Origin of the sequence: Stieleria sp. (genome assembly GCF_041595215.1) — a bacterium.
In the GTDB taxonomy this organism is placed as follows: domain Bacteria; phylum Planctomycetota; class Planctomycetia; order Pirellulales; family Pirellulaceae; genus Stieleria; species Stieleria magnilauensis.
In genome coordinates this window covers 1-12,056 of the sequence record NZ_JBFHKV010000127.1, presented here as the reverse complement: position 1 = coordinate 12,056, position 12,056 = coordinate 1, and the positions used below count along the sequence as shown (strand labels likewise).

The window sequence follows — 12,056 nt, the reverse complement described above, 5'->3', positions numbered from 1 at the left end:
TCGTCGGTCACGATGATCCCGTCTCCGCTGCTTTGGAACAACAGTTCGAATCGCTGATCGGCTTCGGCGGTTTTGCTGTCGGCGACCAAGCGGCGGTGATGTTCCGAGCGCCGCGCGGTGTACAGCAACGCCAGTGCGGCCAGCATCACCGCGTGACCGGCGACCAAGCCGGAAAGGGCACCCTGGCGTTTCGAATCCAGAACGCCGCGGAGCTCGTCGAGTTGGCCGCGGAGTAATTCTTCGAGCGACTCCAGCCGCGACCGTAGCGATTTCGATTCCTGACGCAATTGCAACAGCTGCTCGTCACTGACCGAACCTTGCGCGACATTCGCCGATCGCAGCAGTTCCAGAAAGTCACCCACGCCGTCGTGAATCCGGCCCAACAACGAGGGTGCATTGGGTTGGTCTGCGGTCTGCAATTCGCCGAGCAGCTGGTCGCACCGGGCAATCGCTTCGGCCAATTCCAGCCGATCTTGATCGTCGCCGCCCATATTGAGAACACGGACGCGAGACGTGGCGGCGGCCAGGTTGGCGCGCAACGAACCGAGCTGTTGGAGCCGGACTTGGGCGAGTGAAATGCGTTGATTGGCAACCGGCAGATCGCTCATCGCCCGGTAGGCGATCACGAACGAGCCGACGGTCAACACGACCGCGGCGCTACAAACGATCGGGAAAGCATTTCGGCGGATCAGGGCTTTCACGAATGGGCATTAAAAACAAAGGGAGTGGATGCACCGCCGCAGCCCCTGTGGCAAAAGATTTGGCACCTCAATGGGAACATCATTTGCGTCAGGTCGTGCAAGCTGCGTACCGGAGAGTGCGGGACGTGCGACCGTTTAACTTAGCCGAACAGGACCACTCCCATCATCCGCTCCTTGCCTTTTTCGCGAACAACCACGATGTCAACTCAACTCGGTGCATTAGTACGACTTGCTCAAGAAAGCTGGGTGGGGTGTTGCTGGGACACCGAGTTCGGATCCTATCGACTGAATTTGCGCGGGTTGCTGTCGCGGCAGGCATGGGTGGCGGCCAGGGCCACGCGGGGCGAGGAATCGCAGTGTTGGCGGCAGGCCGCCGAATGGCTGGCCGTGGTCGAAAGCGACGCGCGGACGGCGGCGGAGTACGCCCGTTCGGCCCTACAGTCCTTCGAATCGGGGGAACTCGCCGTCGCGATCAGGCTCTTCGATCAAGCGAGTGCGCTGGCGGCAAAGTATCCTGTATCAGTAGGTTATGTTGCCTGCCGTTCACTTTGTGAAGAGCTGTCTTGCGGTGATCCCGCGACCGCGTGAACGAATTCCTGGCAAAACAATTTCCACACGGAAAGGCATTTCTCAGCCATGGTTGCATCATCCGGCCATCTTGCCAAATCCATTCACGACACGCTTTTCAACGCGATCGCACTTGCCGAACAGGCGACGGTCGGCGTCAATGACCAAGAGGGAAATAGCCACTACCTGTCGATGTTGCTGGAAGACCGACTCGGTCGACTCCACCAGCAGTTATTGGCCCTGTTTCGCCTGCAGGACCAGTCGCTCGACCGCGCGGGCGCGACAGCCATCGATCCGCTGTCGAAACGGCGTCGCCGATTGATCGGTGGGGTGGACAATGCGATCGATGTGGCTGCCGATACCGATTCCAGCGGCGCCGTCCGTCGATCGATTCTGGAGGACCTGGAGGGCATCGAGCGAGACTTCGCGGCTTACGAAATCGAATTCGCCCGCGTTTCTTGCGAAAGCGTTGATGCACCCGCCGCCGCGGATCGAAACGGGAACTGACCCGCCGACGCCGCTCAGGGACCGTCTGGTTCCGCAACCCCGACGCCTACCGCTAAAAAAATGCTTCACAGCGTTGCCCGGCGCCCTGGCGGCCAGCGATTCACTTTTGGGTCACGTCGTACAGATCGGTGCGGCGATCTTTCCAGTTGGTGACACTGCCGCGTTCACGGTGGCGTCGCAGCAGTTCCAAGTCGACGTCGTGGATGATGACGGTTTCGATGTTCGGACTCGCTTCGGCACCGATCCCGTCGCGGGCGAAGGTGACATCGCATGGCGTCAAGATCGCCGATTGGGCATAGTGCACGTCGGCGTTTTCGACGAAGGGCAGGTTCCCGGTGCAGCCGGCGATGGCCACATACACGTCATTTTCGATGCAGCGGGCTTGGGCACAAGCGCGGACGCGGAGATAGCCGTGTCGGCTCTCGGTGTTGTAGGGGACAAAAATGATGTCCGCCCCTTGGCCCGCCGCCAAGCGACCGAGTTCCGGGAATTCGCAGTCGTAGCAGACTTGGATCGAGACCTTGCCGCAATCGGTATCGAACACGTCCATCGACGGTCCGCCTTCCACGCCCCACCACGAGCGTTCGCTGGGCGTGATATGCAGTTTGTATTGTTTGTCGATCCGCCCGTCCCGATGGAACAGAAACGCGACGTTGTAGAGACGATCGTCTTCGACAATGAAGTGCGATCCGGCGATGATGTTGGTATCGAATTTCATCGCCAGGTCTGCGAACACTTCCATCAATCGGGGCGTGTATTCGGCTAGCTTTCGTGCCGCCTCGCCGGGACGCAGCGAGGGGATGATGGAAAGCAATTGGGTCGTAATCAACTCGGGGAACAACAGGAAATCGCAGCGGTAGTCACCGGCGACATCGACGAAGTACGTGATCTGGCGGGCGAATTCGTCAAAATCCGCCACCGCTCGCATCTGGTACTGCACCGCACCGATGCGGACCGGGCGGACAGTGCGGCGGTGTCGTCGTTTGCTGACCGGCGAATACTCCAGGTTGCGCCAGATCAAGAACGTCGCGTAGCCACAGCTTTCGGTGTCCGTGGGCAGGTAGTCTTTCAGCAACCCTTCCAGCGCAAACCCGTTGGCGACCTGGGCGGACAAGACGGGGTCAAAAATCGACTTGTTGATGACGCGATCGACGTACTCGGACGCCTTCATCTGGTCGGCATACTTGTGATAGCCGGGGATGCGTCCGCCGACGATCATTTGTTCCACGTTTCGGCTGCGGCAAAGCTCTTTCCGAGCATCGTAGAGTCGACGTGACAGTCGCATCCCGCGAAAATCGGGATCGACCATGATCTCGATGCCGTACAACGTGTCGCCCTTGGGCCGGTGATTGCGAATGTAGCCCGCATCGGCCGTTTTTTTCCAGTCGCACCACTCCAGGTCGTCGTCGTAGTCGAGCATCAGGCTGCTGCTGCTGGCCACCACGCGTCCGTCACATTCGACAACGAGCTGGCCCTCGGGAAAGTACTTGAGCTGACTTTCGATCTGGTCGCGGCCCCACGGTTCCATGCCGGGAAAACAACGCAATTGCATCCTCACCAAGGCTTCGTAATCGTCAATCCGGAGCTGGCGGACGAGCAGTTTGCGTTCAAATTCGGAGACATCAAAATCCGGTTCCGCCCCCACGTGCGAGCCGCTCAACACGGCGTGATCGGGGTGGCGATTAACGGGAGTCGTGGGTTGATTCATTAATTTTTGATTGCGTGAGGATGATCCATGCGCCGCAGCGGTTGAACGCCAATTCATGTTCAGTCTCGCTGCTTCGATTCATTTTGACAGCCGTACAAACTGGAAATTTTTTTACCAATTTCGCAGGGCGGCTGAGTCTCGTTTGTCCACAGATCCTTGGCGCCAGGGTCTGGGCTGATCACGGACCGCGATTCAACGGTGTCGGACCACACACCGGCGGTCCGACGGTTGGGGGGCAATGATCGACGAGCGGTTTTTTCATCGCGTCCCAAGACTTCAAAGCTGATCGGGTGTTCGGTGGCAAAGTCTTTCGCAAGGTTTGGCAAGAAGTTTTCCATCACGATCACGACGTCGGCATTTCGATCTTCAGTTGGCGAAGCCGGCTTCTCAGCGTCGGCCGACTGATTCCCAGTCGATGACTCGCCTGACTGATGTTCCCTCCGGTCGCTTCCAACGTGGTTCGCAACAAGATTTCGTCGACCCGATCATAGATTTCTTCGCGAATTGACGAGACTTTTTGGGTCAACAACCAAAGAACCTCCTGCTCCAAACCCTGTTGCCACGCGGCCCGTTCGAGGGGGGAGTGCTCGGCCGGGACATCCGGTAAATCAATACCATCATGCGTGGTGGTCGGCAGAATCGGTTCGTTGTGGTGCATGGGGACTGTGCAAAACAACTCCCGTGCCGTTTTGAACAGAGCGGTGGTCGAGGGGCGGTAATTCTGGGTTCCTTCTGCGGTATGATGGTGCTGCAGTGGAACGGGTGAAGTTCTTTGTGCCGGAGACGAAAGGCGTTTCTCCGGAGGACATGCAGACCCGAACGGGAATCGCGGAGGAGTGATGGTTGTGCATCAGGTTGTTGGGATTGGTGAAATTCTTTGGGATGTTTTTCCTGATGGACCCCGTTTCGGAGGTGCCCCGGCCAATTTTTCGTGCAGCACGTCGGAGTTGTCGCGTGGCGCCGCCGCGGTGTCGATGGTCAGTGCCGTCGGGGAGGATGATTTGGGACGCAAGGCGATCGAATCGCTGAAACAACGCGGCGTCGACACCTCGGTGTTGCAGGTCAATCAACACGCGACCGGAAAAGTCGACGTCCAGCTCGATGATGATGGCAAGGCAAGCTATCACTTTGCCGACGATTCGGCCTGGGATCATCTGGTCTGGAACAATGCCTTGGGCAAGGTCGCGGCGCAGTGCGACGCGGTCTGCTTCGGCACCCTCGGACAACGCAGTGAAACGTCACGCCGAACGATCAACCAGTTCGTCCAGGCGACACCGGAATCGGCGCTGCGGATTCTAGATGTGAATCTGCGTGAGCCCTTTTACGACGATTCCGTCATCCAGCAATCGCTCGCGCTGGCCAATGTGCTCAAACTCAATGACGACGAGCTGCCCCTGCTCGCCCGGATCAACGGTTTGTCCGGCGACGACGTGGACGTGATGCGGCAACTGGCCGCGCGGCATCAGTTGCGTTACGTCGCGTTGACACGCGGGGCGGATGGCGCGGCCATCGTTTCCGACAACGAGGTCAGCGATCTTCCGGGGATTCCCACCGAGGTGGCGGACACCGTCGGCGCGGGCGATGCCTTCACCGCCGCGATCACCCTGGGGCTGCTCGGCGGGCAAGACATCGACACCGTCAACCGAAATGCGATCGCGGTGGCGTCGTACGTGTGTTCACAACCGGGCGCGACGATGACGTTTCCCGACGATTTGATGAAACCCTGAATGCCCGGTTTGCTGATCTCTCAGTCCTGCATCGAGATCCGACAGTCCCGACAAGCCGTCCAACGAAGTTTTGCCAATGAGCGTTGTGAGAATCCTGTTCGTTGTGATCGTCGCATCCGTCTGTTCGGCGCAAGCGGTGATCGGTGAGGATCTGTTGATCGATGATTTCGAATCCGATTCCTACGGCGAATGGACGATCACGGGGAAGGCGTTCGGTGCGCAGCCGGCATCTGGCACCCTTGCCAATCAAATGCCGGTGTCAGGATTTCGCGGTCAGGGTCTGATCAACACGTTCGTGGGAGGAGACGCGACGACCGGGACCGCCACCAGTCCCCCGTTTACGATCGGGCGCCGCCATCTGGCGTTTTTGATCGGCGGCGGTGCCCGGCAAGACAGCGTCGGTATCGAATTGCTGGTCGACGGCGCATCGGTGCGTGTTGCCAGCGGGGCCGAGTCGGAGGAACTGCAATGGTCGTCTTGGGACGTGGGGGAGTTTGCGGGGCGGCAAGCGCGTGTTCGCATCTATGACCGTGCGACCGGCGGATGGGGCCATCTGCTGGTCGATCATCTGGTCCAGACCGACGATCCGCCGAAACGTTTTGATCTGGAGCACCAGCTCGCCAACTATCGACAATCGGCTGATTACCTGCGCGAGCCGCTGCGGCCGCAATATCACTTCAGCCCTGAAATCAATTGGATGAATGATCCCAACGGGCTGGTGTTTCATGACGGCGAGTATCACCTGTTCTACCAATACAATCCCGCGGGTAACTCGTGGGGCCACATGAGTTGGGGCCACGCCGTCAGCACCGACCTGACCCACTGGCAACACCTGCCGCTGGCGATTCCCGAAGCCGACGGCATCATGGCATTCAGCGGTTGCTGTGTGGTAGATCATCACAACAGCTCGGGATTCGGCCGCGGGGACCAGCCCGCGATGGTGGCGATCTATACCGGTCACGGCCACGGCAAACAGGTCCAAAATTTGGCCTACAGCAACGACAACGGCAGGACCTGGACGAAGTACGCCGGTAACCCGGTGCTCGATATCGACAACCCCGACTTTCGTGATCCCAAAGTGTTCTGGCACGAAGCGACCGATCGCTGGGTCATGGTCGTCTCGCTCGCCAAAGAAAAAGTCGTGGTGTTGTATGCGTCGAAGAATCTGAAAGACTGGAGCGAACTGAGTCGTTTCGGCCCCGCGGGTGTGGCACAAAAGTCGAACTGGGAATGTCCGGACCTGTTCGAATTGCCGGTCGAAGGCGGCGAGGGAAAATCGTTGTGGGTGTTGGAGGTCGACATGGGAAGCGGCAGCGTGGCCGGCGGCAGTGGCGGCGAGTACTTTGTCGGCCATTTCGACGGCACCCGGTTCACGGCGATGCAGGAGGCCAAGTGGGTCGACTTCGGAAGAGACTTTTACGCGCCGGTGAGTTGGTCCGACATCCCGCAGTCCGATGGACGCCGCATCTGGATCGGTTGGTTCAACAACTGGCAAACCTGCCTCGTCCCGACGTCGCCCTGGCGCAGCTGCATGTCGGTGCCACGCACGTTGAGTTTACGGAAGACACCGGGTCGCGATGACTCCGGTGGCGATGACTCCGGTGGTTACGTCCTGGTGCAACGACCGGTGAAAGAACTGCAGCAGCTGCGCATCCACAGTCGATCGATCCAGACACACGGGGCGACTTGGCCGCCGGTCGCGGTGACCAAGCCGGGGGAACTGACGGACAGGGTGTTTGAGCTTGAGACGACGTTGAAGCCCGGCACCGCCCGCTCGGTCGGGCTTCGGATTCGCACCGGCGACGATGAATTCACCGAAGTCGGCTACGATCGCGAGCCGGGTGCGGTCTACGTGGATCGGCGGAAATCCGGCAACGTCGCCTTTCACCAAGCGTTTTCGGGACGCCACGAGGCGCCGGCGCGCGTCCTCGATGGCGAAGTCTCACTGCGGCTGTTGGTGGATCGGTCTTCGATCGAAGTGTTCATCAACGATGGCGAAGCCGTGATTAGCGACCGCATTTTTCCGTCCGGCCAAAAGCCGACGATCGAAGTCTTCGCCGGCGACGAATCGGCCCAAGTCACCGCGACAACGCTGCACGTCCTGGACAGCATTTGGCACCCCAGCGTGAACTGATCTCAGCGGTCACGGGTGTCGTCGCCGTGGTCGCCCGTGACGCCCGAAAGCGGGTGGCCGATGACGGCCTGCCAGGCGATCTGGCGAAACTTTCGATCCAGCTGGGGGCCGGGGAAGGACGCGTTCCCGTCGAACGGGATGTCGGCTTCAATCAATTCAGGCGACTTTCCATACAGCGTGGCATAGAACACGTAGCCTTCCAGTCGATCAAAACCGGGACCGATGTGTCCCAGTTGGTCGCGCCACAAGGAACGCTCCTTGCCGCCGATCACACGGTGGATGCCCTCGACGCCCGGCAACTCGCCCCGCAAGTAAGCCTTGGCCGCTAAGACCATCGCGTCGGACGTCGGCATGATAAAGATTTTGTCGGGGTACTGTCGGCGAAGCACCTCGACTTGCTTCGAGTACTCTGCTCGCCGTTCCGCGCCGAGTCGATCAAAGACTTCTTCGGTAAAGAAAGATTCCGACTTCGGATTCGTGCCGAGTTGATACAGCTGCGGCCAAGCGTCGGACAAGTAGAACTTCATGTCGGGGTTGTACTTCAAACAGAAATCGATCCAACACGAATAATAAGCGGGTCGGTCGTTGAAGTACGGCCCCCACATCATGGCGTCCCATTCGGCGTTGGCGATCGATGCAAGCAGTTTCGGTTCGGGGCGGCCTTCGAAATCGAAGATCCCGTTTTCTTGTTCCCACTTGTAGCGTGTGCTGCCGGTCATCCCGCCCCCGGTGTGCGTGTAAAGCGGTTGCGTCATGCCGGCCGCTTTGCAGATGATCGGAAACGTCCGATAGCCCGGCGCCATGAAGCTGTGTCCGGTGCCGACGATCCGCAGCGCGCCGTCACGGGGTTTTTCAAAGGCAACCACGGCGGGTTGTTTTCCCTTCACCGACTGCTCGAAAATGGCTTTGATCTCCTGCGGCGGCAGGTAGCAAACGGCGTGTTCGGGAAAATGTTCCTGGTCCCAGCCGGGATTGACCTTGAACTCGCGCGGCGCTCCCCGGTTTGCGCCGCCGGCATTGCCTTGCCCGGTCGCTCGCGACAACATCTTCTGGCGGTACCGATTCGCCTCATCGATCGTCAGCGTGCCGTCGCGGTTTGTATCCGCATCCGGGAAACGCTGTCGCCAGTTTTCCAGTTGTTTCGCCGACGGGACGGACTGCGCCAGGCACGGCGCACCGGCGCTGAATCCGAAGCTGGCGGCAACAAGGATCAGGGTTGGAATTCTCATCGGACCTGCACGCTCGGGCGAGGGAAGTGAACCGCTGCAATGGCACAACACACTATAACCGATGGCATTCCGGCCGGGACGCCGATCCGTCGAGGCGTCGCTGGGTAGTTGGTAGGGCATGCTGTGCATGCCAATCGTCTACGCATCGGCAGTCACGCACAGCGTGACCGACTGGGTTACGATGGTGCGAACGAAACGATCCGCGTCGAATGCTTCACCCATCTTCCTACCGGGCGGTCGCCCCTATCCTTGAGAAACTCCATGCAGAGAAAACCCATTGTCCCGGCGATCGTTGTCCTCGCGATCGTTTGTTGCCTGGGCGTCTTCGTCCCGGGAGTCTACGCCACGCGTGCCGTCGCCGCGGAACGTCCCAACGTGATTGTCATCATGAGCGACGACCAGGGAGGCGGCGATTACGGGTTCATGGGGAATTCGGTGATCCGAACGCCCGAGCTGGATGCGATGCACCGTCGCAGTGGTTTCCTGAGCAAGTTCTATGTCAGTCCGGTTTGCGCGCCCACGCGAGCCTGCTTGATGACCGGCCGATACAACTACCGCACCCGTTGCATCGACACCTACATCGGTCGAGCGATGATGGACTCCGACGAAGTCACGATCGCCGAGTTCTTGAGAGACGCCGGGTACCGCACCGGGATCTACGGCAAGTGGCACATGGGCGACAATTATCCGCTCCGCGCCATGGACCAGGGTTTTCAAGACTCTCTGGTGCATCGCGGCGGCGGCATCGGCCAACCCTCCGATCCGATCGGCGCCGAAGGCAAGTACACCGACCCGACGCTGATCAAGAACGGCGAAGAAACACACATGGAAGGCTACTGCACCGACATCTATTTTGATGCCGCGATGGATTTCATCGAACAGAGTGCCAAGGCTGACAAAAACTTCTTTACCTACATTGCCACCAACGCACCGCACGGACCCTTTCACGACGTGCCCGAAGCCTTGTACCAGGAGTATCGCAAGGTCGATTTTTCACCCATCCTGGTCAACAAACTGAATCCGAAACGGCTGGAGCAGGAGAGTGACAAGCTGGCGCGGATCGCCGCAATGATCACCAACATCGACGAGAATGTCGGGCGACTGTTCAAGAAACTCAACGCACTCGGGTTGAGCGAGAATACGATTGTCGTTTACCTCAACGATAATGGTCCCAACACGATGCGGTACGTCGGCGACATGCGTGGCATGAAAGCGGCCGTCGATGACGGTGGCATTCGGTCGCCGCTGGTCTTTCACTGGCCCGCCCAGGTGCAAGCCGGTCGCAGCAGCGACGTGCTGTGCGCGCACATCGATCTGCTTCCCACCTTGCTGGATGCTTGCGGAATCGAGGTGCCCGATGGACACAAGCTCGACGGGCGAAGCTTTCTGCCGCTGTTGACCGGTGACGCCACGACCTTGCCGAAACGCCAAATCGTTTTACAAACCCATCGAGGGAACGAGCCGCAACGCTACCATCACTTTGCCCTTCATGAAGAACCCTGGAAACTTGTTCACCCGAGTGGGTTTGGCAAGGAAAGTTTTGCCGGCGATCCCAGTTTTCAGCTTTACGATCTGAGCCAGGATCCGCGTCAAACCAACAATCTTGCCCAGCAACACCCCGACGTGGTGCAGCGACTCAAACGCGGATACGAAGCCTGGTTCAAAGATGTCAGTTCGACACGGCCGGACAACTACGCGCCGCCGCGGATCGTCATCGGGACTGAACACGAGCTACGTAGTGTTTTGACGCGTCAGGACTGGCGGCACATCCAGGGGCGTCCTTGGGCGGGCAATTCCAACGGTGTCTGGTTGCTGGAGGCCCCGGAGGCAGGGAGCTATGAGGTGGAGGTTGTTTTTGCGGGCGACCCACCGGCCGGAACCGCGACAATTACCGTGGGGAAGCTGACCAAGACACTCGAAATCCCCGCCGGACAGCGGCGCGGACACAAGACCGATCTCCGACTCCCGGCGGGGCAAATGACCCTCGCCGTCGACGTCGTCTTTGACGGAAAGACTCAAGGCCCGCACCAGGTGATTTTGACGCGCCGCGACAAGTAGGCAACGCCCGAGAAAAGTTGGAGGGCCGTTTTGTTCACCCTTCCCTGCCGGGGAGGGTGGCTTGATTGATTGCGAATGGTGAGTGTGTCTACCTTTCAGCTTTTCTGGTTTCGAGTTTCGGCGTAGGTCAGGCTGTGCCTGACGGCCCATTGGCATGCACAGCATGCCCTACGAAACGACGAAGCGCACTCAAAATCAAATTGGGTGTGGGAAGCGACGCCCACGAAGCGTGGGCATGCTGGGAATGGATCATCACCAAGAATTGTGCGTCACAGTCGGCAACTTGCTAAGATGAAATCGTTCCGCCGTCCTTCGACGGTTCCCGCCTGGACCTTCCCCCCAATCTTTCAGTGAGCACAGAGATGAACATGAACCGTCCCGAAACGCGTCGCAATGGCCAGCGTGTTGCCCGACGAGACTTTGTCAAACTTGGAGGAGCCGTTGCCGCCGGAGTCGCGTCGGCGGGTCTATTCGACCCACGGTTCGCTCATGCCGCGACATCGAAGACGTCCGCGGAAACCGTGGTCGCCGAACTCTATGCATCGCTTTCGGAAAAACAAAAGAAGGCGATCTGGCGACCGTTCGATCACCAAGACCGCCGCAAGATCAACGCGAACTGGCACGTTACCAAAGTGACCATCGGCGACGACTTGTTTTCCAAGCAACAACAAACCCTGATCGATCAAATCGTTCGCAACATCACCTCCAAGGATGGTTACGAGCGTTTGATCCAGCAGATGGATGAAGATGACGGCGGGATGGAAAACTACAGTGTCGCCATCTTCGGCGAACCAGGCACCGACCAGTTCCAATTCGAAATGACTGGGCGGCACCTGACGATGCGTGCCGACGGGAATCGGGAAGACAAGGCGGCATTCGGCGGACCGATCGTCTATGGCCACGGTGAAGAGAATCCGAGCGACAACCTGTTCTTCTACCAAACCCAAAAGACCAACGAAGTCTTCCAGGCACTCGATGCCGATCAAGCGGAAGCGGCGCTGCTGAAAAAGGCACCCCGAGAAACCGCGGTTCAGTTACAAGGCGCCGGTGGTAAATTCCCAGGCATCGCCGTCAGCAAACTGGCGAACGATCAAAAAGAACTGGTCGAATCGACGTTGAAAGTTTTGTTGGCACCCTATCGAGAAGAAGACGTCGATGAGGTGATGGCGATTCTCAAGAGCAGCGGTGGGCTCGACCAGCTTCACATGGCGTTCTATCAGGAAGAAGATCTGGACGACGACAAGGTCTGGGACATTTGGCGTGTCGAAGGCCCGTCGCTGGTCTGGCATTTCCGCGGTGCCCCGCACGTTCACGCCTACATCAATATCGGTGTGAAGTCCTAGACGCCACGACGTTTTGTATCCGTTCCAATTGAAATTGAGGACCGGACGTTTCAACGGAACGGGATCCGGCAACCGTTGGTGT

Annotated in this window: 10 protein-coding genes; 6 read left to right on the top strand and 4 right to left on the bottom strand. The window is 59.1% G+C overall.

Going from position 1 to position 12,056, the window contains the following annotated elements; genetic code table 11:
- Positions 1-701 (bottom strand): hypothetical protein (locus ABX749_RS07355; protein WP_372895402.1); only part of this gene is annotated, 701 nt, incomplete at its 3' end.
- 198 nt (positions 702-899) lie between these two features.
- Between ABX749_RS07355 and ABX749_RS07350 the strand changes: the two genes are divergently transcribed.
- Both ABX749_RS07350 and ABX749_RS07345 read left to right on the top strand, forming a co-directional pair.
- Entirely contained in the window at positions 900-1,289 is a 390-nt protein-coding gene (locus ABX749_RS07350; RefSeq protein ID WP_372895401.1) for a hypothetical protein, read from the top strand.
- A gap of 48 nt (positions 1,290-1,337) precedes the next feature.
- On the top strand, positions 1,338-1,775 hold the full coding sequence (locus ABX749_RS07345) for a hypothetical protein (RefSeq protein ID WP_372895400.1): 438 nt from the start codon (positions 1,338-1,340) through the stop codon (positions 1,773-1,775).
- Positions 1,776-1,875: 100 nt separating this feature from the next.
- Here ABX749_RS07345 and ABX749_RS07340 read toward each other — a convergent pair whose 3' ends face one another.
- On the bottom strand, positions 1,876-3,483 hold the full coding sequence (locus ABX749_RS07340) for a GNAT family N-acetyltransferase (RefSeq protein ID WP_372895399.1): 1,608 nt from the start codon (positions 3,481-3,483) through the stop codon (positions 1,876-1,878).
- 343 nt (positions 3,484-3,826) lie between these two features.
- On the bottom strand, positions 3,827-4,141 hold the full coding sequence (locus tag ABX749_RS07335; protein ID WP_372895398.1) for a helix-turn-helix domain-containing protein: 315 nt from the start codon (positions 4,139-4,141) through the stop codon (positions 3,827-3,829).
- A gap of 181 nt (positions 4,142-4,322) precedes the next feature.
- Between ABX749_RS07335 and ABX749_RS07330 the strand changes: the two genes are divergently transcribed.
- Both ABX749_RS07330 and ABX749_RS07325 read left to right on the top strand, forming a co-directional pair.
- On the top strand, positions 4,323-5,210 hold the full coding sequence (locus ABX749_RS07330) for a carbohydrate kinase (protein WP_372895403.1): 888 nt from the start codon (positions 4,323-4,325) through the stop codon (positions 5,208-5,210).
- A gap of 76 nt (positions 5,211-5,286) precedes the next feature.
- Positions 5,287-7,344, top strand: a complete 2,058-nt coding sequence (locus tag ABX749_RS07325; RefSeq protein WP_372895397.1) for a glycoside hydrolase family 32 protein — start codon at positions 5,287-5,289, stop codon at positions 7,342-7,344.
- 2 nt (positions 7,345-7,346) lie between these two features.
- Here the strand turns inward: ABX749_RS07325 and ABX749_RS07320 are convergent, their stop codons facing one another.
- The gene (locus tag ABX749_RS07320) at positions 7,347-8,573 is read right to left on the bottom strand and encodes a hypothetical protein (protein ID WP_372895396.1); all 1,227 of its coding nucleotides are present in this window, start codon (positions 8,571-8,573) and stop codon (positions 7,347-7,349) included.
- A 261-nt stretch (positions 8,574-8,834) separates the two neighbouring features.
- On the opposite strand from ABX749_RS07320, the gene ABX749_RS07315 reads away from it, so the two are divergent.
- Both ABX749_RS07315 and ABX749_RS07310 read left to right on the top strand, forming a co-directional pair.
- Complete coding sequence (locus ABX749_RS07315; protein ID WP_372895395.1) at positions 8,835-10,631, top strand: arylsulfatase; 1,797 nt, start codon at positions 8,835-8,837, stop codon at positions 10,629-10,631.
- 368 nt (positions 10,632-10,999) lie between these two features.
- On the top strand, positions 11,000-11,974 hold the full coding sequence (locus ABX749_RS07310; protein ID WP_372895394.1) for a DUF3500 domain-containing protein: 975 nt from the start codon (positions 11,000-11,002) through the stop codon (positions 11,972-11,974).
- The last annotated feature ends 82 nt before the right edge of the window (positions 11,975-12,056 follow it).